Raw genomic sequence first — 19,771 nt, 5'->3', positions numbered from 1 at the left:
CTTTTATACTCATCAAAGGAAAAACAATGAAAAGACTATGGCTATCTAGCTTATTTTTATACTCATCTCTAAGCTATTCCTATGAAGCTTGGGACCAAAATATCACCTATACCGCAGGAGATATGGTTACTAAAGATGGAATCATTTATGTTGCGACTCATTGGAATAAAAACACACCACCAGTCAATAATAAAAACAACTGGGATGGATGGATAACCTTTCCTGATAACAACCCCAATTGGGATGCCTCGAATACTTATCACGGCGGTGATGTGGTTGCTTATCAAAACAAATTCTATCTAGCTAAATATTGGAATAGTGGCGCAATACCCGCAACTAGCGAAGCTTGGTTAATTTTAATCGGTGCAGAAGACCCAGAGCCAATCACGCCAGAAGAGCCGCTAGATCCGGAAAGTAAAGAAGCGATTTTAGGCATCGACAGTAACAATAATGGCCTAGATGATGTTTATGAAGCCAAAATTGAACAAACTTATAGTAATGAAAAAGATAAAGAGTTAGCTAAGGATTTAGGGATAAGCTGGAGACTAATAACTGAATTCCACTTTATAGATGAAGAACTAATAGATAAAGACACAGCTAAAAACACAACCATTATATCAAGTTCATTATACTCCTGCTCTCAAGATAAATTTTATAAAAACAATAGCTATATCACGCCCGCAGAACTCTATTTTACAACAATTAACCGCTCTTATTCCTACAGGATGGGTGAAGCAAAGTTAGCAAAAGTTATAGATATGAACAAAAACTATATCGATGAAAGTATTTGCCAATCATTTGAGGTCGAGAAATGAAATTTATAATTTTATTCTTTTTATTATCTAGCTTAGCTCATGCAAATTGTATTGATAGCGTGGACAATACAAATGTTTATTATGTTAATGGGATGTTCACAAATCAGAAGAGCTACAATAAAAATATGGTAGAATTGCAGAAGTTTGTTAGCAATCATTTAAACGTAGGGGAGGTTAATATAAGCTCTAGTGGCTCTTGGAATCCAAGTGAACCTTTCTTAGAGCAATTCAAACAAGTCGCTCTACAAAAGTTTACTGAGCTCAATGTTAACCAAACAGTACAAGATAATATTGCAAAAACCTTTTCAGGTTTCAGTGTAGCTCGAACCTCTCAACAATCAGCCCAAGAAACAACTGATGTTATGTCTGCAATATTGAAAGAAATTAGCGATACTTATTACCAAGATCAAACCTTTAATCATGCTTATCATTCTGTAACAGACTTACTTGATAACTGTAACAGAGTGGTATTAATAGGGCACAGTCAAGGAAACTTTTATACCAATGCACTGCTAGACGCGCTATATGCTGACTACCGATACCCTGATGGATCAACACTGAATGATTATCGAATGCTTGGATATTTTGGCTTTGCCTTACCGACTAGCAGCGTAGGTGGATATACAGGCACTCAATACCCTCATTTAATGGGCTTTGTCACCAATGATAATGATATTGTTATGGCTGCAGTGCGATACACGATTGGGGCTCTACCATCTAATTATGATAATGATTTTAGTTTAGCGGATTTTACCGGGCACTCTTTAATTGTTTCTTACTTAGAAAAATATGGTCAAGCCAATTTAGCAGCCTCCAGCATTTCACATATTGTCAGCCAGCAATATCCACCCCCCATATCTGAACAGCATTCTAGTAACAGCTCTGCTATGAGCAGCTATGGTTATTCATACTTAAGCCAAATTTTGGATATTAAATTTAAAGATTCATCAGTTTATCGTTATAACTACGTACCAAGTGATGTGTTTGAATCTTTTGAAATAGCTGAATCACAAGGAGCATTTTTAAATACTGAAATAAAGGGGATTTATCCTTATATAAAATTATCGGAATAACAAAAAGGGTGCCCACTTGGCACCCTTCTCTTCCTTTATATTTTTGCTGCTAGATTATTTGTTTTCTAACAACTCTTTACCGTTGATGGCAATTTTACGTGGTTGCATCGCTTCTGGAATTTCGCGTTCCAAGTCGATGTGCAACAGGCCATTTTCCATACCTGCGCTAAGCACTTTCACGTAGTCTGCAAGTTGGAATTTACGCTCAAAATCACGTTCAGCAATACCTTGGTAAACGTAGTTTTTGCCTTCTTCAGGTTGACGCTCACCACGCACAATTAGCATGTTTTCGTGCTGAGTTATATCGAGATTTTCTTCAGCGAAACCGGCAACCGCCATGGTGATGCGGAAATGGTTTTCATCTTGTTTCTCAATATTGTATGGAGGGTAACCGCCTGATGAGTTTTTGGCGTTGTTTGATTCCATTAGGTTTAATAAACGATCAAAACCAATGGCGTTACGGTATAAAGGTGAGAAGTCTACATTACGCATAATACTATCCTCTTATTTAAGCAATAGTGTCTATTTAATCAATAGCGTGCAAGGTTTCAGCCCGAGCTGAAGCTTGCGATTGAGTTAAGTGCCTATCTATAACCCCGTAGGCGAAACAGATTTAGCGTTGCAAAGGACCCACTCTTTATCTTTATCTTTATCGCGAACTATCTTTACGCGTCGTCTTTATAAGAAAAACTTTAGACTTAGAGCTTATCGGCGTCCCTTTCACGATCATATATAAGGTCGAAAAATTTACTTTCAAGCATTTATTGAAAATAATTTTTTACTTTATACCAAATAAAAAGGTTCATCGCGGATTAGCGGGAACTTAAAACAAAAACGGTAGTAAGTGATAAGGTTACATCGCCAAACACAACCTTACACAAACTACCGTTTTCATGCCGAATCATACTTTTCTATCATCGTTCTGGGAAGGCTTTCATATAGTAAAGTCTCATCAGACTGAATCACTTATTACACTTACCCTGAAACCTAGTTCTATCGCTAAATGTCCTTGTGGACTTCATGCTCAATCAATACATGAGTACCAATGGCGTAACGTGAAAGAAGCAACGCTGCTTGGTCTACCCGTTGAGTTGCTTGTTCAAACTCGACGAGTTAAGTGCCGTCATTGTGGCATTAAAACAGAACAGTTATCTTGGTTAGAGCCTTATGCTCGCCTCACTAATCGCTTGAGAAGCTATATCGAGCAGTTGCTGCCTCTTTTACCCATAAAGCACATCGCCCAAATAACGGGTGTTCATTGGCACACAATTAAAGAAATAGATAAGCGTCGACTTCAACACGTTGTACCGCAGGTAAAATGGGGCGAACTAAGGCAGCTCGTCATGGACGAGTTCGCCATTTTTAAGGGGCATCGTTATGCCACTGTCATTGCTGATGCAAAGAGTCATCAGGTTATCTGGGTAGGGCTAGGTCGTAGCCGTAAGGATATTCGACCATTTTTCAAGCAGCTAGGTGAACATGGTAAAAATATCGAGGCGGTAGCAATGGATATGAATACTGCTTTTGATCTTGAAGTCCAAGAGCATTGCCCAAATGCACATATCGTTTATGACTTGTTCCATGTTGTGGCTAAGTTCGGTCGTGAGGTCATGGATAGAGTCAGAGTTGATCAAGCCAATAAGCTAAAGCACGATAAAAAAGCAAGACAATGGGTTAAGCGCTCACGTTGGGTATTATTGAAAAATAGAGATAATTTAAATACACAACAAGATAGCTATCTCACTGAAATATTGGAAATAAATAAGGACTTGATGACAACCTATGTGCTGGGAGCACAATTAAAGGAACTCTGGCGCTGTGAGTCAGAACTTCAGGTGAAAAACTTATGGAAGGTGTGGTGGGAGCAAGTGAATGATAGCGGAATTAAGCCGTTAAAAGAATTTGCTCGAAAGCTCCGTCCCTACCTTCATGGAATTATCGCCTCAGGAAGTTATCCGTTGAATACGTGCACCCTTGAAGGGATAAACAACAAGATAAAGTTAATCAAGCGGATGGGATATGGTTATCGAGATACCGATTACTTCTTCTTAAAGATAAAAGCGGCTTTCCCCGGAAAGCCGCGATGAACCAATAAAAAACCCTTTGCAGCAACAAAGGGTTTTATTCAATCACGTTGATTCAATGACTAGAATCGAAAATACTACACGTCTAAGTTTGCCACTTTTAAGGCGTTATCTTCGATAAACTTACGACGAGGCTCAACTTGATCACCCATTAATGTGGTAAATAATTCATCAGAGGCTACCGCATCATCGATTGTCACTTGCATCATACGACGACTCTCTGGATCCATGGTAGTTTCCCAAAGTTGATCTGGGTTCATCTCTCCAAGACCTTTATAGCGTTGTAATGATAAACCACGACGAGATTCTTTGATTAACCAGTCCAGCGCTTCTGGGAAAGAGGCGATTTCTTGAGTACGTTCACCACGTTTAACGTAAGCGCCCTCTTCAATTAATCCATCTAAGGCTTCAGAAAGATCAGCTAAACGGCCATATTCTTTCGAGTTTAGGAGATCTAATGACACAACGTATTCATGCATAACACCATGTGTACGAACCACTAATTTAGCGATACTCACACCTAACTCTTCGTGTTTTTCAACCTCTAATGAATATTGGCTGGCTCCAACTTCTTTGGCATTAAGTTGATCAACGAGTTTTTGACCCCAAGCTTGAACTTGTTGGGCATCTTTACTCATTTCCGCCGTCAAACGAGGAATATGCGTTAATTCATTGATCATAGCGTAAGGATAACGACGACTCATACGCTTCACTAACTTCATACCTTCATTGTATTGAAGTACTAGTTTTTCAAGTGCTGCGCCCGCCAAGGCTGGAGCATTAGTATTAACGTATAAAGCGGCATTATCTAAAGCTAAACCGGCTTGATAGAGCTCCATCGCTTCTTCATCTTTGATATATTGCTCTTGCTTACCTTTTTTCACTTTATAAAGTGGTGGTTGAGCAATGTAGATGTAACCGCGCTCAATCAGCTCAGGCATTTGACGGTAGAAGAAGGTCAATAATAGAGTACGAATGTGCGAACCATCGACATCGGCATCGGTCATGATGATGATATTGTGGTAACGCAATTTATCTGGGTTGTACTCATCACGGCCAATCCCACAGCCTAGTGCGGTAATCAGTGTTGCGACTTCTTGTGAAGATAGCATTTTATCAAAACGTGCTTTTTCAACGTTTAGGATTTTACCTTTTAACGGCAAGATTGCTTGGTTTTTACGGTTACGTCCCTGCTTGGCTGAACCGCCAGCAGAGTCCCCTTCCACAATATACAATTCAGACAAGGCAGGGTCTTTTTCTTGGCAATCCGCCAGTTTACCAGGTAGGCCCGCTAAATCTAATGCTCCTTTACGACGAGTCATTTCACGTGCTTTACGCGCCGCTTCACGTGCTCGTGCTGCATCAATGATTTTTCCACAAACGATTTTTGCTTCATTTGGGTTTTCAATTAAGAACTCAGAAAGCTTCTCGCTCATTGCCGATTCAACCGCCGACTTCACTTCAGAAGACACTAGTTTATCTTTAGTTTGGCTTGAGAATTTTGGATCGGGCACTTTTACCGACACTACCGCGGTTAACCCTTCACGAGCATCATCCCCTGAAGTCGAAGCTTGTGCTTTTTTCGAATAACCTTCTTTGTCCATAAAGTTATTCAAAGTACGCGTCAATGCACCACGGAAACCCGCTAAGTGAGTACCACCATCACGTTGTGGAATGTTGTTGGTAAAACAGTACACGCCTTCTTGGAAGCTATCATTCCACTGCATCGCAACTTCAACGGTAATACCGTCTTCTTCACGTGCATGATCAAAATAGAAAATCTTTTGGTGAATTGGGGTTTTATTACGGTTTAAATGTTCAACGAAAGCACGGATGCCCCCTTCAAACATAAAGTGATCCGATTTATCTTTTTCACGCTCATCAATTAAGCGGATAGAAACACCAGAGTTTAGGAATGATAATTCACGTAAGCGTTTTGCTAATACGTCATAGTGAAATTCAATGTTGGTGAAGGTTTCTTCGCTTGGCCAAAAACGAATACGAGTACCAGTTTCTGTCGTCTCACCAATTACCGCAAGAGGCGCTTGAGGAACACCATGGCAATAAATTTGTTGGTGCACTTTGCCTTGACGCTTAATGGTCATTTCGACTTTTTCAGAAAGTGCGTTCACCACTGAAACACCTACGCCGTGTAGACCACCAGAAACTTTATAAGAGTTGTCATCAAACTTACCACCAGCATGCAATACTGTCATGATAACTTCGGCAGCTGATACCCCTTCTTCCTCGTGCATTTCGGTCGGAATACCACGACCATCATCGCTCACAGAAACAGAGTTATCTTCGTGAATGGTGATAATGATGTCTGAACAATGGCCAGCTAACGCTTCATCAATTGAGTTATCAACCACCTCAAATACCATATGGTGAAGGCCGGTACCATCATCGGTATCACCGATATACATTCCTGGACGCTTACGTACTGCATCCAGCCCTTTAAGTACTTTAATACTCGATGAATCGTAGCTATTTGCAGAATCATTGTTATTCGACATGAATTGTTCTCGCCTTAATTATCCTTGTTCTATTTTGCCATGTTCCACATGAAACATCCTGCTATTTTCACTTTGCATTTCAGCAATGTGACTTGCAGTAATAGAACTTACAAAAACCTGTGCCTGCGTTTGCTTTAAATACTCAGCAAGTCGCCCTCGGCGTTGACTGTCTAGCTCTGAAGCAAAGTCATCAATTAAATAAATACACTGTTTGCCGGTTGTTTGCGTCAAGTGTTGACCTTGTGCTAAACGTAATGCACAAACCATCAGCTTTAATTGCCCACGGGATAACACATCTTCAACCGGTGTCGCATTTATTTTTAGTTTAAGATCCGCTTTATTCGGGCCACTAAAGGTGTATCCGAGTTGCTGATCTCGTTCAAAATTCTTTTGTAAAATATCCGCATAGGGCGTGTCTTTATCCCACCCCCTATAATACTGAATTTTCACCTCAAATTCAGGTAAAAATACACGACAAATCTGCTCTGCTTCTTGTTTTAACTGCAAAACATAGTCAGAACGCCATTGACTGATCATTTCCGCTAATTGGGCGAGTTCTTTATCCCAAAAACTGAGCTCATGATAGCGAGTGGCGGTTTTTAATAATGCATTACGTTGTTTAATTAAACGCTTTAATCGTGCCCATTTATCATAAAAATTAGCTTGAGTATGAAACACACCCCAATCGATAAAAGAACGGCGGAATTTCGGCCCTTCGGTTAATAACTCAAAGCCTTCAGTATGAATTAACTGTAAAGGCAAAATCTGCGCCAATTGAGCAATTTTCTGCCCACCTTGACCACCGATTTTCACTTCACTGCTACCATCACGTTGTTTATTGATCCCAATCGGGAGCTCGTAATTATCTTGCGATAGAAAACGGCCATGAACAAACAGCTCACTTTCATCGTTTTGGATCACACGCCCAGTTAAAGTGCTTTTGAATGAGCGGCCATGTCCTAGCAAATAGATCGCTTCCAGCACACTGGTTTTTCCGCTGCCATTAGGGCCGACCAGAAAATTAAAGCCTGGTGATAACGATAAATCACAGGCTTTAATATTACGAAATTGCTGTATCGAAAGTCGAGTGAGAGGCATTTATAAGCGGATCGGCATCACGACATACATAGACGAGGTATCTTCGGTATTTTCAACCAAAGCACTGGCATTGGCATCACTCATCGACATACGTACGGTGTTGCATTTCAAGGTATTTAAAATATCGAGCACATAGCTCACGTTAAAGCCAATTTCGAGCGGCTCTCCTTGATAATTGACATCCAGGTTTTCTTCCGCTTCTTCTTGCTCTGGGTTGTTTGCGGTAATGCGCATTTCAGAGCCCGCTAAATTGACTCGTACACCACGGAATTTTTCATTCGATAAAATCGCGGCACGAGAAAACGATTGACGTAAACTCTCACAGTCGGCTTCTAAGGTTTTTGTCGTATGCTGTGGCATCACCCGACGATAATCAGGGAAACGGCCATCGACTAACTTAGAAGTAAAAGTAAATTGATTCACATTGGCGCGAATGTTGGATTGACCAATTTGAAGAGTCACTTGTTCATCAGGGCGATCGAGCAATTTGATCAGTTCAAGAACCCCTTTGCGTGGCACGATCACTTGTTGTTGTGGGTATTCACCAACTAACGCCGTTTCTGCCACTGCCATTCGGTGACCATCGGTTGCCACAGAACGTAAACATGTACCTTCAATTTCAAATAACATGCCGTTTAAATAATAACGAACATCTTGATTTGCCATTGAAAATTGGGTTTTCTCGACCAATTGACGTAATTCACCTTGTGTTACAGTGACTTCCGCTTCACTTTGCCAATCTTCGATATTTGGGAAATCCGCTGCCGGTAAAGTGGCTAATGAAAAGCGGCTACGTCCTGATTTGATCAGTAAACGTTCTTCATCAAGGGTAACATCTATCGCGGCGCTATCAGGTAAACCACGGCAAATGTCCAAAAATTTACGGGATGGAACTGTCGTACTACCTGGTTCAAAATGCCCGTCTAACTCAAGGCGGCACACCAATTCGACTTCTAAATCGGTTGCGGTGATCGACAACTCACCATTATCAACTTTAATTAATAAGTTACCTAAAATAGGCAAACTTGAACGACCACCGAGTGCACCAGAGACTTGTTGCAGCGGCTTGATTAATTGAGTGCGTTCAATGGTAAATTTCATAATCTACTCTACGTTGTTTCAATCGGTTATTAAGAAGGCTCGGGATTAAATACCACTTAACCATTAAGAAGATAAAGTACGAATTAAGTTTGAGTAATCTTCTTTTATATCATGACTTTCTTCGCGTAATTCTTTGATTTTACGACACGCGTGCAATACCGTGGTATGGTCACGACCACCAAAAGCGTCCCCTATTTCAGGTAAGCTATGGTTGGTTAACTCTTTCGATAACGCCATCGCTAATTGACGAGGACGTGCAACCGAACGAGAACGACGCTTAGATAATAAATCAGCCACTTTGATTTTGTAATATTCGGCGACGGTTTTTTGAATATTATCGATGGTGACAAGCTTTTCTTGTAAGGCCAGCAAATCACGTAGCGCTTCACGTACAAAATCAATGGTAATTGGACGACCAGTAAAATTCGCATTGGCGATCACACGATTTAGCGCTCCTTCTAATTCACGCACATTCGAACGTAAACGCTTAGCAATAAAGAATGCCACTTCATCAGCCAATGTGATCTGGTGATCTTCGGCTTTTTTCATCAAGATCGCCACGCGCGTTTCCAGCTCTGGAGGCTCGATCGCAACGGTCAATCCCCAACCAAAACGAGATTTCAGACGATCTTCTACACCGTTAATCTCTTTTGGATAACGGTCCGAAGTTAAGATGATTTGTTGATTCCCTTCTAATAAGGCATTAAAGGTATGAAAGAACTCTTCTTGAGAGCGTTCTTTATTGGCAAAAAATTGGATGTCATCAATCAACAAGGCATCAAGACTACGGTAATAATTTTTAAATTCTTCAATCGCGTTATTTTGTAACGCTTTCACCATATCTTGTACAAAACGCTCAGAGTGCATATACACCACTCGAGCATCAGGCTTACTTTCAACAATCGCATTACCAACCGCATGCAATAAGTGCGTTTTACCTAAACCGGTTCCACCATATAAAAACAATGGATTATAAGAAACACCAGGGTTATCAGAGACTTGCTTTGCTGCGGCTAAACCTAATTGGTTTGATTTACCTTCCACAAAGTTATGAAACTTATGCTTAGGGTTAACATTTGAACGATGGTTAATGTCGACAATGCTTTCACGGTTTGGCGTATTGCTGTCCCAAGATTTATTGGCGGGACGGCTTTTTTGTAGTTGAGCTGGTGCCGAAGACTCTGCCGCCACATCGGCAGCGGTTCTTCTTGGTGGTTCAACCACGGATTGAGTTGGCTTACTACCTACCTCAAAATGCAAATTTGGAGTATCGGAGCCACAAAACTCTTTCAATAAACGGTTAATGCTATTGAGATACTTATCGCGCACCCAATCCAACACAAAACGGTTGGGGGCAAATAAGGTAAGCGTATTGTCATTAAGTTCTGCTTGTAGGGGTCGAACCCACATGCTGAATTCCGTCGCTGGAAGCTCTTCTTGAAGCTGTTGCAAACATTGCAACCATAACGAAGACGACACATTAACCTCACACGAAATGATCTGATTTGAAAGGAAAGTAATTCTACAGCTTAGGCAACAAGATCACCAGTAATAGATCCTGTGAACAGTGAATAAGATCCAAGTTATTCACAATATTTTCTTCGATCCGATCTATTTTGTTATGAAGTGGATGAAATTGCTCTTTTTCACACCGATGTTGCCTTAAAGTGAATAAAGTTACCCACAAGCTTCTTATTTGTATCAGGTGATTTCTAAGCTTAATGGTTATGATTAATAACATCTTGTTCTTAGATTTATTAATAAGGGGATAAGTATAATAACCAACAAATCATCTGGGAGTTAAACCATGAACCGAACAATAAATAAACTGATTACCGCTGCTGCACTATTTTTTTCTATAACCACTTTTGCACAAGCAGCAAACCAAGAAGTCAAAGTCGGTATGTCCGGCACCTATTTCCCTTTCACTTTCCAAAAGCTCGATAAACTGCAAGGTTTTGAAGTCGACCTTTGGAATGAAATCGGTAAGCGTAATCATTACGACATCAAATTTGTGACCGCTAACTTTTCAGGCTTATTTGGTCTACTAGAAACAGGTCGAGTGGATACAATTTCCAATCAGGTTTCAATCACCGAAGCTCGTAAAGCAAAATACTTATTCTCTCAGCCTTATGTGATTGATGGGGTTCAAATTACAGTACGTAAAGGCAATGACAGCATTAAAGGGATTGATGATCTTGCCGGAAAAACAGTAGCGGTAAACTTAGGTTCTAACTTTGAACAAGTGCTACGTAGTTACGATAAAGAAGGCAAAATCAATATCAAAACTTACGATGCCGGAATTGAGCAAGATGTCGCACTGGGCCGCTCTGATGCTTTCGTGATGGATCGCCTCTCAGCAATACAAATTATTAAGAAAGCCAACCTGCCACTACAACTGGCTGGCGAACCGTTTGAAACCATTGAAAATGCTTGGCCATTCGTTAACAACGAAAAAGGGAAAAAGCTTCAATCTGAAGTGAACACGGCTCTTGATGCAATGCGCCAAGACGGCACCCTAGCTACGATTTCTGAAAAGTGGTTTGGGGCCGATATCACTAAGAAATAATCACTAGCATTAGAAAGACAAACATAATTTAAGCAATACATAAGCCGCTTTCAGGTCGTTACTTCATACCGGCCAACAAAAGCGGCTTTTTATTTATGAGGTTATTTAACCTCAGCTACGAATAACTAGCACAATCGACTGCCCGACACTCAAAAATCTGCTCTTTGTATCAAAATGTAACCGAGTGGCTGGGGGATGAGAGGTATCAGTGAACTCTGCTTGTCATTATCAGTCAGTACACCTCAGAAAAGTTTAAAAAACCATTAGTCTGAAGGAATGTATTGATATGGTATTGCGTTTAACCTCTTCCCACTTCTTAGGTAAAGTATGGCAACTGTCGAAGCCGTATTGGCAATCTGATGAAAAATGGCTCGCTCGCGGATTATTAATCGCCATTGTGATCCTCAACCTTGGCATGGTGTACATGTCGGTGATTTTAAATCAATGGAACTCAGATTTTTACAACGCATTACAAGACTTAGATAAGCAAGCCTTCACCCATCTGATTATTAAATTTTCTTTGATTGCCGCGATTTTTATTATCATTGCCGTCTATCGAATTTACCTCAATATGATGCTGCAACTGCGTTGGCGTCGCTGGCTGACCCATGCCTATTTTTCAGAATGGTTAACTGATCGCTCTTATTTTCAACTCGAAAGAGGCCAACATAAAACCGATAACCCTGATCAACGTATCGCACAAGATATCGACCAATTTACCGCAGATACCTTAAATTTATCGCTTGGTTTGCTCAATTCTGTTGTAACGTTAATCTCTTTTATTACGATCTTGTGGGGCTTATCTTCCCCGCTGAGTATTCACTTTGCTGGGCAAAACTTAACGATTCCTGGGTTTATGGTTTGGGCCGCTTTACTGTATGCGCTGGTGGGCAGCTATATCATGCATAAAATCGGTAAACCTTTAATTGGGCTTAACTTCATGCAACAAAAATTTGAGGCTAACTTTCGTTATTCCTTGATACGTTTACGCGATAACGCCGAAGGGGTCGCTTTGTATCAAGGTGAATCGAAAGAACGTGAATTACTTGAATCACGCTTTATCGATGTGTGGAAAAATACTTGGCAAATCATGCGTAAACAAAAACAAATAGTGGGTTTTAATAGTGGTTACAATCAAATTGCCATTATTTTCCCAATCCTCATTGCGGCCCCGAGTTTTTTCTCTGGTGCTATCAAACTAGGCGGATTAATGCAGGTAAATAACGCCTTTTCACAAGTAATGGGAGCCGTCAGTTGGTTTGTTGATTCTTATGCCAGTATTGCCAGTTGGAAAGCCAGTGTTGACCGTCTAACTACCTATAACCAAGACATGTTCAACACTAAACAACAAGTACAACATTCTCATCTAAATGTGATTGCTCATAATAAAGATTATCTACACATTCACCATTGCCAACTCAAACTGCCCGATGGCACCGAGTTAAGCTCTTTAAAGGCACTCACTTTACCGGCAGGACAACATACTTTAATTTCCGGTCAATCTGGAATCGGCAAAAGTACCTTGATGAAAACCATTGCCGGAATTTGGCCTTTTTCTGATGCTACGATTGAATTAGCACAAAGTCGTCTATTTTTACCTCAAAAAGCTTATTTACCAGCCGGATCGTTAAGAGAAGTCTTGTGCTATCCCAATACAGAGATGAAAATAGCCGATCACGAAATCCAAGACTTACTGCAGCAGTGTCGACTTGAACACTTTAGCCAGCAACTTGATGAAGTGAAGTCCTGGTCCCATACTATGTCACCCGGTGAGCAACAACGCGTCGCGATTGTCAGAGCCTTGATACTCAAACCGAAGTGGCTATTTTTAGATGAAGCAACGTCTTCTCTTGATGAAGAAACTGAAAGTAACCTCTACCAATTACTTAAAGAGCAATTACCGAACACTACCTTGGTCAGTATCGCTCATCGCAGTAATGTGGCACGCTTTCACCACTATCATTTGCATGCACGGCGTACGGATAAACAGATAGACTGGCGCTTAAGCCCAATAGAAGGAAACTCTCTTTACTCATGAAATTTGACCTAAACTACATGCTCGAGTTATTGCCTATTTTGTTTCGGTATTTAGGTACCACATTACAAATGGCTATCTGGGGCATGATTTTCGCGCTTATTCTGTCAGTGGTTATTGCTAATATTCGCGTATTTAAAGTGCCCGTATTAAACCAACTCAGCCAGCTGTATATTAGTTTCTTCCGTGGTACTCCGCTTTTAGTACAACTTTTTCTGCTTTACTACGGGCTACCTCAGATCTTTCCTATCTTTGTCGGAATGGATGCCTTTACTGCCGCCATCATAGGGTTAACTCTGCATTTTGCTTCTTATATGGCCGAGAGCATCCGCGCTGCCATTATTGGGATTGACCGTAGCCAAATGGAAGCCAGTATTTCTATCGGCATGACCTCTTCACAATCCATGCGTCGAATTATATTGCCGCAAGCAGCACGAGTGGCTTTGCCTTCTTTGATGAATTACTTCATTGATATGATCAAATCGACCTCACTCGCCTTTACCTTAGGGGTGGCTGAAATCATGGCAAAAGCACAAATGGAAGCCTCTTCAAGTTTTCGATTCTTTGAAGCCTTCTTAGCTGTCGCACTGATTTATTGGGGAGTCGTATTAATCCTTACCCGTGTACAAACCTGGGCTGAAACCAAATTCAATAAGGCATACCAACGATGATAAAAATTTCGAATCTACACAAAACCTTTGGTGATACAGAAGTACTAAAAGGCGTTGATATTGAAATAAAAAAAGGTGAAATCATTGTTATTATCGGCTCCAGTGGGACCGGTAAATCCACCTTATTGCGCTGCGTGAATTTCTTAGAAAGCCCAGAACAAGGCATCATAGAAATTGAAGGCACTCGGGTTGATTCACAACACCATAGCAAAGCAGATAAACTGGCGTTACGCCGCAAAACGGGCTTTGTCTTCCAAAATTACGCCCTATTTGCTCATCTTACTGCTAGGCAAAATATTGCCGAGGGATTGATCACCGTGCGAGGATGGAAAAAAGCCGATGCGTTAGCCCATGCTCAAAAAATCTTAGATGATATTGGCTTGGGCGATAAAGGGGATAGTTATCCTGCCTCTTTATCCGGAGGGCAACAACAACGCGTTGGGATCGGTCGTGCCATGGCATTTAAGCCTGAGCTTTTATTGTTTGATGAACCGACTTCGGCGCTTGATCCTGAATGGGTCGGTGAAGTATTAAGTTTAATGAAACAACTCGCAAAACAGCACCAAACCATGCTGGTGGTCACCCATGAGATGCAATTTGCCCGCGAAGTGGCCGATCGAGTGATCTATATGGCCAATGGTAAAATTGTGGAACAAGGAACGCCGGATCAAATATTTAAAGATCCCACTAATCCACAACTTATTAAATTTTTAAATCAAGTAGGGATCCAATAGGATCCTTGCACTTGATATAAGAACCCGTATAATCCGCACACAGATTTTTAGGCCAACTGGCTTTTTAATACACGATTTCCGTGTTTATTAAGCCCTGTAGCATTGACTCTTTGCCAGTCAATGATTACAATTCCGCCTCTTTGTTGAGAGGTGTCGGATAAAATATCTCACACCGGGTTTAACAAGAACCTATAAACTACTGATCAGTAAAGGTAATAATCATGAAACGTACTTTTCAACCTACTGTTCTTAAGCGTAAACGTACTCACGGTTTCCGTGCACGTATGGCTACTAAGAACGGTCGTAAAGTAATTAATGCACGTCGTGCAAAAGGCCGTAAGCGCCTTTCAAAATAATTCTGAATTATTTTGACTAAGTCTACTTTTACTCGGGAGTTACGTTTGTTAACTCCCGAGCATTATCAAAACGTCTTTCAGCAAGCTCATCGAGCCGGCTCCCCTCATTTCACTATTATCGCTCGCAATAATACGCTCTCTCATCCAAGACTTGGATTAGCTGTTCCTAAAAAACAAATCAAAACTGCTGTTGGTCGTAATCGTTTTAAACGTTTAGCCCGTGAAAGCTTTCGTCTAAAACAACATCAACTGCCGAATAAAGATTTTGTGGTAATAGCGAAAAAGAGTGCTCAAGATTTGAGTAATGACGAAATTTTTAATTTATTTGAGAAGTTATGGCAACGCCTATCTCGCCCTTATCGTGGCTAGCTATTAGGTTAATTTACCTATATAAAGGAATGATTAGCCCACTAATTGGACCTCGATGTCGCTTTACTCCAACCTGTTCAACTTATGCTATTGAAGCAATTAAAGAGCACGGTTTTGTAAAAGGGTGTTGGTTATCTGGCAAACGTCTATTAAAATGCCATCCTTTAAATGCTGGGGGATATGACCCTGTCCCACCAAAACAAAAACACGACAGAGATAAATAACAATGGATTCTCAACGTAATATCCTGTTAATCGCTTTTGCTCTAGTCAGCTTCTTATTATTCCAGCAATGGAGCAATAAAGACGCTCAACCAGCTCAAACAAGCGTGCAGCAGACTCAAACTCATACTGACAGTAGCCTACCGCATGACCCTGCTGAAGCGTCAGCTGATCCGTTAGCTCCTCAGCAAGTTAAAAATAAACCCGCTCAAACGACCATCACGGTAAAAACGGATGTTCTGACTTTAGCGATTAACCCTGTTGGCGGTGATGTTGTTTCAGCGAAATTGAATCAATACAACGCGACTCTAGATTCTAAAGATTCTTTTGTCTTACTGAAAGAATCTCCAGAGCATGAATACATCGCTCAAAGTGGCTTAGTCGGTCCTCAAGGTATTGATGTCAGTACGACTAATCGTCCGACTTATCACGCGGCGGCAACGTCTTATCAATTAGCGGATGGTCAAGATGAATTACGTATTCCATTAACCTATAGCGCTAACGGCATTGAATACACCAAAACCTTTATTGTTAAGCGTAATAACTACGCTATCGATGTGGTTTACGACATCAATAACCAATCTGGTCAAGATGCAACTTTAGGTATGTATGCCCACCTACGCCAAACAATGGTCGAAGGTAATGGTCATATTGGTATGCCGGTATACACAGGTGGTGCTTTCTCTACGTCTGAAACTCGTTATGAAAAATACAAGTTTGACGACATGAAAGACAAAAACCTCAATAAAACCTTAGCCGATGGTCAAGGTTGGGTTGGCATGTTGCAACACTACTTTGCTTCAGCTTGGATCCCTCGTGACCAACCTGGCACAATCATTTACTCTCGTGTGATTGGTAACATTGCTGATATCGGCGTACGCACACCAAACCAAGTGATTGCGAACGGCCAAAATAGCGAAATCAAAGCCACACTTTGGGCTGGTCCTAAACTGCAAGACCAAATGGCGGCAACTGCGCCTCACCTAGATCTTGTGGTTGATTATGGATGGTTATGGTTCATTGCGAAACCATTGCACTCACTCCTTTCGTTCCTGCATTCTCATATCAGCAGTAACTGGGGTATTGCTATCATCTTGCTGACTTTCATTGTACGTGGTGCGATGTACCCACTGACGAAAGCACAGTACACCTCAATGGCTAAAATGCGTATGTTGCAACCTAAGATTGTTGCGATGAAAGAACGCCTAGGTGATGACCGTCAACGTGTTAGCCAAGAAATGATGGCAATGTATAAAGAAGAAAAAGTGAACCCACTGGGTGGTTGCTTCCCTATTCTTCTTCAAATGCCTATCTTCATCGCGCTTTACTGGGCATTGATGGAATCCGTTGAATTACGCCACGCGCCATTCTTCGGTTGGATTCACGATTTATCGGCACAAGACCCGTACTATATCCTCCCAGTATTAATGGGGATCTCAATGTTGATCATCCAAAAGATGAGCCCAACAACGATTACGGATCCAATGCAGCAAAAAATGATGATGTTTATGCCAGTCATCTTCATTTTCTTCTTCTTGTGGTTCCCATCAGGGTTAGTGCTTTACTATCTAATGTCCAATATCGTGACCTTAGTACAGCAAACCTTGATTTATCGAGCACTTGAGAAAAAAGGTCTGCATTCTAAGAAGAAATAATCTTACTAATGCATAAAATAATTAAGGCGGCCTATTTGGTCGCCTTTTGCTTTTTCTGTTAATGTAAACTCGCTTTATCAACACTAAAGCCGTTATCTACACTCATTTGTTAATTGGTTGGAATTATGAATACAGAGACAATTGTCGCCCAAGCTACCGCCTTAGGTCGAGGTGGAGTTGGTATTATCCGCGTCTCAGGCCCTAAAGCGACTCACGTAGCTCTTGAAGTACTCGGCCGAGAAATCAAACCTCGTTATGCAGAGTACCTTGCTTTTAAAGATGAACACGGCCAACAACTCGACCAAGGTATTGCCCTATATTTCCCTAATCCCAATTCATTTACTGGTGAAGATGTACTTGAGCTTCAAGGGCATGGTGGACCGATCGTGATGGATATGCTGATTAAGCGTATTCTAAAAATTGATGGGATTCGTGCCGCCAGACCTGGCGAGTTTTCAGAACGTGCCTTTTTAAATGATAAAATCGATCTGACTCAAGCCGAAGCGATTGCCGATTTAATTGATGCCAGTTCAGAAGAAGCGGCGAAGTCAGCCCTTAATTCTCTACAAGGTGAATTTTCTCAACGCATCAATAACCTCGTCGAATCATTAATTCACTTACGTATCTATGTAGAAGCCGCCATTGATTTTCCAGAAGAAGAAATTGATTTTCTTGCTGATGGAAAAGTCAGCGCCGATCTGCAAACCATCATCGATAACTTAGCCTTAGTACGTAAAGAAGCGAACCAAGGTGCTTTGATCCGTGAAGGGATGAAAGTGGTGATCGCAGGGCGTCCAAATGCCGGTAAATCTAGTTTACTCAATGCATTGTCAGGTAAAGAGTCAGCGATAGTAACGGATATCGCAGGCACCACACGAGACGTGCTGAGAGAGCATATTCATATTGATGGTATGCCATTGCACATCATTGATACTGCCGGCTTACGTGAAGCCTCTGATGAAGTAGAAAAGATAGGTATTGAACGTGCTTGGGAAGAAATAGAACAAGCCGACCGAGTATTATTTATGGTCGATGGCACCACCACTGATGCCACTGATCCAAAAGAAATTTGGCCCGATTTTGTCGAACGTCTACCGCAAAATATCGGCATGACAGTGATCCGCAATAAAGCCGATCAAACCAACGAACAATTGGGAATCTGCCATGCCAACAACCCCACCTTAATTCGCTTATCCGCCAAAACTGGCGAAGGGGTTGAATCACTGCGCGAACATTTAAAAGAGTGCATGGGATTTGCTGGTGGCAGTGAAGGGCGCTTTATGGCACGTCGTCGTCATCTGGAAGCCCTAGATAACGCCGCTCAACACCTTGAAATAGGCCAGCAGCAATTAGAAGGCTACATGGCAGGAGAGATACTCGCGGAAGAACTGCGCATTACTCAGCAACATTTGAGCGAAATCACCGGTGAATTTAGCTCAGATGACTTGTTAGGACGCATTTTTTCTTCTTTTTGTATTGGCAAATAATTCCATTTGGAATCATCAAAGGAACCCTTATGATTCATATCATCACAGGTAGCACATTAGGCGGTGCAGAGTATGTTGGCGATCACTTAAGTGATCTACTGATTGCTCAAGGTTTAGAAACCACGATCCACAATCAACCGGATCTTGCTGATATTGATCCTTCTGGCATTTGGTTGATCGTCACATCCACGCATGGTGCAGGTGATTATCCTGATAATATCCAACCTTTTATGCATGGTTTAAAGTCTACACCACCTCGTATGTCTGAGGTTAAATTTGCCGTTATCGCAATTGGTGATTCAAGCTATGACACCTTTTGTGGCGCAGGCCGACAGGCACGAGAAACGCTGTTAGATATCGGTGCAACTGAGCTTTGTCAGCATTTAGAAATTGATGTTATTAGTACTCCGGTTCCTGAAGAGCCTGCCGAAGCATGGTTAGATGAACATATTTCAGCCTTTTTAAACTAATTGCTCTCGGTTTCAACCTCCTTTTCTATCCAAAGCAGGATTCCGATCCTGCTTTTTTTTCGATTTTTTTATAGTTTTCACTTTTTCATTATTCAAAAACAGACCAAGAATGTTCATTAATCCAGCAAACCGTCTGTGGATAAATACCATTTTATCCTGTGTTCCTAACCTTTTTATACACTGGATAACTATTAGATCTAAATCACCTGTGGATAAACTAGCATTTAGATCCCAGCTAATACAGAATAAGATCAGTACTAGATCACAAGATAAGATCGTCCCAAACACCATGATCTATATGATCATTTATCGGTTATCCACAAGATCGTGTCTCCCTAATAATAGATCTAATAAAAGATCTATATAAAGATCTTATATATATTAAGAGCTCTTGGATCCTTTATTTAATCTGACAAATTGATTCTCAGTTAAGCTTAAAAAAGGTAAACTATCGCTCCTTTTATTTCCCTCGATCATTTTGATGTGATCGTTTTAATTGAACTCTCGAGGTCTGATC

The 19,771-nt window shown here is 41.1% G+C and carries 18 protein-coding genes; 13 read left to right on the top strand and 5 right to left on the bottom strand.

Going from position 1 to position 19,771, the window contains the following annotated elements; translation table 11 throughout:
• The first annotated feature begins 26 nt into the window (after window positions 1-26).
• The gene (locus VCA1004_RS00090) at window positions 27-815 is read left to right on the top strand and encodes a carbohydrate-binding protein (RefSeq protein WP_086981862.1); all 789 of its coding nucleotides are present in this window, start codon (window positions 27-29) and stop codon (window positions 813-815) included.
• Window positions 812-1,888, top strand: coding sequence for a KTSC domain-containing protein (locus tag VCA1004_RS00085; protein WP_086981861.1), 1,077 nt, complete (start codon window positions 812-814; stop codon window positions 1,886-1,888). Before VCA1004_RS00090 ends, VCA1004_RS00085 begins: the two co-directional genes overlap by 4 nt.
• A gap of 54 nt (window positions 1,889-1,942) precedes the next feature.
• On the opposite strand, the gene VCA1004_RS00080 is transcribed toward VCA1004_RS00085, so the two are convergent.
• Complete coding sequence (locus VCA1004_RS00080; RefSeq protein WP_179949218.1) at window positions 1,943-2,380, bottom strand: Hsp20 family protein; 438 nt, start codon at window positions 2,378-2,380, stop codon at window positions 1,943-1,945.
• Between the two features lie 401 nt (window positions 2,381-2,781).
• Between VCA1004_RS00080 and VCA1004_RS00075 the strand changes: the two genes are divergently transcribed.
• Window positions 2,782-3,975 (top strand): ISL3 family transposase, encoded by a 1,194-nt coding sequence (locus tag VCA1004_RS00075; RefSeq protein WP_086981859.1) that lies wholly within the window; start codon window positions 2,782-2,784, stop codon window positions 3,973-3,975.
• A gap of 74 nt (window positions 3,976-4,049) precedes the next feature.
• Here the strand turns inward: VCA1004_RS00075 and gyrB are convergent, their stop codons facing one another.
• The 4 genes from gyrB to dnaA form a co-directional block, all read right to left on the bottom strand.
• Window positions 4,050-6,488, bottom strand: a complete 2,439-nt coding sequence (gene gyrB / locus VCA1004_RS00070; protein ID WP_086981858.1) for a DNA topoisomerase (ATP-hydrolyzing) subunit B — start codon at window positions 6,486-6,488, stop codon at window positions 4,050-4,052.
• A gap of 18 nt (window positions 6,489-6,506) precedes the next feature.
• The gene (recF, locus tag VCA1004_RS00065; protein ID WP_086981857.1) at window positions 6,507-7,586 is read right to left on the bottom strand and encodes a DNA replication/repair protein RecF; all 1,080 of its coding nucleotides are present in this window, start codon (window positions 7,584-7,586) and stop codon (window positions 6,507-6,509) included.
• Window positions 7,587-8,687 carry a DNA polymerase III subunit beta gene (dnaN, locus tag VCA1004_RS00060; RefSeq protein WP_086981856.1) on the bottom strand — a complete coding sequence of 367 codons (1,101 nt, stop codon included), beginning with the start codon at window positions 8,685-8,687 and terminating at the stop codon, window positions 7,587-7,589. It abuts the gene before it with no gap.
• A 63-nt stretch (window positions 8,688-8,750) separates the two neighbouring features.
• Window positions 8,751-10,166 carry a chromosomal replication initiator protein DnaA gene (dnaA, locus tag VCA1004_RS00055; RefSeq protein WP_232012602.1) on the bottom strand — a complete coding sequence of 472 codons (1,416 nt, stop codon included), beginning with the start codon at window positions 10,164-10,166 and terminating at the stop codon, window positions 8,751-8,753.
• A gap of 328 nt (window positions 10,167-10,494) precedes the next feature.
• Between dnaA and VCA1004_RS00050 the strand changes: the two genes are divergently transcribed.
• The 10 genes from VCA1004_RS00050 to mioC all read left to right on the top strand — a co-directional run bounded on the left by VCA1004_RS00050 (window position 10,495) and on the right by mioC (window position 19,254).
• Window positions 10,495-11,256 (top strand): amino acid ABC transporter substrate-binding protein, encoded by a 762-nt coding sequence (locus VCA1004_RS00050; protein WP_086981854.1) that lies wholly within the window; start codon window positions 10,495-10,497, stop codon window positions 11,254-11,256.
• 286 nt (window positions 11,257-11,542) lie between these two features.
• The gene (locus VCA1004_RS00045; RefSeq protein ID WP_086981853.1) at window positions 11,543-13,294 is read left to right on the top strand and encodes an ABC transporter ATP-binding protein/permease; all 1,752 of its coding nucleotides are present in this window, start codon (window positions 11,543-11,545) and stop codon (window positions 13,292-13,294) included.
• Window positions 13,291-13,962, top strand: coding sequence for an amino acid ABC transporter permease (locus tag VCA1004_RS00040; RefSeq protein WP_086981852.1), 672 nt, complete (start codon window positions 13,291-13,293; stop codon window positions 13,960-13,962). The genes VCA1004_RS00045 and VCA1004_RS00040 overlap by 4 nt, the downstream gene beginning before the upstream one ends.
• The gene (locus VCA1004_RS00035) at window positions 13,959-14,696 is read left to right on the top strand and encodes an amino acid ABC transporter ATP-binding protein (protein ID WP_086981851.1); all 738 of its coding nucleotides are present in this window, start codon (window positions 13,959-13,961) and stop codon (window positions 14,694-14,696) included. The genes VCA1004_RS00040 and VCA1004_RS00035 overlap by 4 nt, the downstream gene beginning before the upstream one ends.
• Before the next feature lie 221 nt (window positions 14,697-14,917).
• Window positions 14,918-15,052 (top strand): 50S ribosomal protein L34, encoded by a 135-nt coding sequence (rpmH, locus tag VCA1004_RS00030; protein ID WP_021707029.1) that lies wholly within the window; start codon window positions 14,918-14,920, stop codon window positions 15,050-15,052.
• 45 nt (window positions 15,053-15,097) lie between these two features.
• Window positions 15,098-15,421, top strand: coding sequence for a ribonuclease P protein component (gene rnpA / locus VCA1004_RS00025; protein WP_232012653.1), 324 nt, complete (start codon window positions 15,098-15,100; stop codon window positions 15,419-15,421).
• A complete protein-coding gene (gene yidD / locus VCA1004_RS00020) occupies window positions 15,388-15,645 on the top strand; it encodes a membrane protein insertion efficiency factor YidD (protein ID WP_086981849.1) in 258 nt (85 codons plus the stop codon). Before rnpA ends, yidD begins: the two co-directional genes overlap by 34 nt.
• A 2-nt stretch (window positions 15,646-15,647) precedes the next feature.
• The gene (yidC, locus tag VCA1004_RS00015) at window positions 15,648-17,297 is read left to right on the top strand and encodes a membrane protein insertase YidC (protein ID WP_086981848.1); all 1,650 of its coding nucleotides are present in this window, start codon (window positions 15,648-15,650) and stop codon (window positions 17,295-17,297) included.
• Window positions 17,298-17,422: 125 nt separating this feature from the next.
• Window positions 17,423-18,784 carry a tRNA uridine-5-carboxymethylaminomethyl(34) synthesis GTPase MnmE gene (gene mnmE, locus VCA1004_RS00010; protein WP_086981847.1) on the top strand — a complete coding sequence of 454 codons (1,362 nt, stop codon included), beginning with the start codon at window positions 17,423-17,425 and terminating at the stop codon, window positions 18,782-18,784.
• 29 nt (window positions 18,785-18,813) lie between these two features.
• Window positions 18,814-19,254 (top strand): FMN-binding protein MioC, encoded by a 441-nt coding sequence (gene mioC / locus VCA1004_RS00005; RefSeq protein ID WP_086981846.1) that lies wholly within the window; start codon window positions 18,814-18,816, stop codon window positions 19,252-19,254.
• Window positions 19,255-19,771 lie beyond the last annotated feature (517 nt).

The organism is Vibrio aphrogenes (assembly GCF_002157735.2).
Lineage (GTDB): Bacteria > Pseudomonadota > Gammaproteobacteria > Enterobacterales > Vibrionaceae > Vibrio > Vibrio aphrogenes.
The sequence above is the reverse complement of the archived record's forward strand: the minus strand, read 5'-3'. Positions and strand labels throughout refer to the sequence as shown.

What these genes read in the sequence shown, in the direction of transcription:
- VCA1004_RS00090 (WP_086981862.1), top strand. Translation starts at nt 27, where the DNA reads ATGAAAAGACTATGGCTATCTAGCTTATTTTTATACTCATCTCTAAGC.
- VCA1004_RS00085 (WP_086981861.1), top strand. Translation starts at nt 812, where the DNA reads ATGAAATTTATAATTTTATTCTTTTTATTATCTAGCTTAGCTCATGCA.
- VCA1004_RS00080 (WP_179949218.1), bottom strand. Translation starts at nt 2,380, where the DNA reads ATGCGTAATGTAGACTTCTCACCTTTATACCGTAACGCCATTGGTTTT.
- VCA1004_RS00075 (WP_086981859.1), top strand. Translation starts at nt 2,782, where the DNA reads ATGCCGAATCATACTTTTCTATCATCGTTCTGGGAAGGCTTTCATATA.
- gyrB (WP_086981858.1), bottom strand. Translation starts at nt 6,488, where the DNA reads ATGTCGAATAACAATGATTCTGCAAATAGCTACGATTCATCGAGTATT.
- recF (WP_086981857.1), bottom strand. Translation starts at nt 7,586, where the DNA reads ATGCCTCTCACTCGACTTTCGATACAGCAATTTCGTAATATTAAAGCC.
- dnaN (WP_086981856.1), bottom strand. Translation starts at nt 8,687, where the DNA reads ATGAAATTTACCATTGAACGCACTCAATTAATCAAGCCGCTGCAACAA.
- VCA1004_RS00050 (WP_086981854.1), top strand. Translation starts at nt 10,495, where the DNA reads ATGAACCGAACAATAAATAAACTGATTACCGCTGCTGCACTATTTTTT.
- VCA1004_RS00045 (WP_086981853.1), top strand. Translation starts at nt 11,543, where the DNA reads ATGGTATTGCGTTTAACCTCTTCCCACTTCTTAGGTAAAGTATGGCAA.
- VCA1004_RS00040 (WP_086981852.1), top strand. Translation starts at nt 13,291, where the DNA reads ATGAAATTTGACCTAAACTACATGCTCGAGTTATTGCCTATTTTGTTT.
- VCA1004_RS00035 (WP_086981851.1), top strand. Translation starts at nt 13,959, where the DNA reads ATGATAAAAATTTCGAATCTACACAAAACCTTTGGTGATACAGAAGTA.
- rpmH (WP_021707029.1), top strand. Translation starts at nt 14,918, where the DNA reads ATGAAACGTACTTTTCAACCTACTGTTCTTAAGCGTAAACGTACTCAC.
- yidD (WP_086981849.1), top strand. Translation starts at nt 15,388, where the DNA reads ATGGCAACGCCTATCTCGCCCTTATCGTGGCTAGCTATTAGGTTAATT.
- yidC (WP_086981848.1), top strand. Translation starts at nt 15,648, where the DNA reads ATGGATTCTCAACGTAATATCCTGTTAATCGCTTTTGCTCTAGTCAGC.
- mnmE (WP_086981847.1), top strand. Translation starts at nt 17,423, where the DNA reads ATGAATACAGAGACAATTGTCGCCCAAGCTACCGCCTTAGGTCGAGGT.
- mioC (WP_086981846.1), top strand. Translation starts at nt 18,814, where the DNA reads ATGATTCATATCATCACAGGTAGCACATTAGGCGGTGCAGAGTATGTT.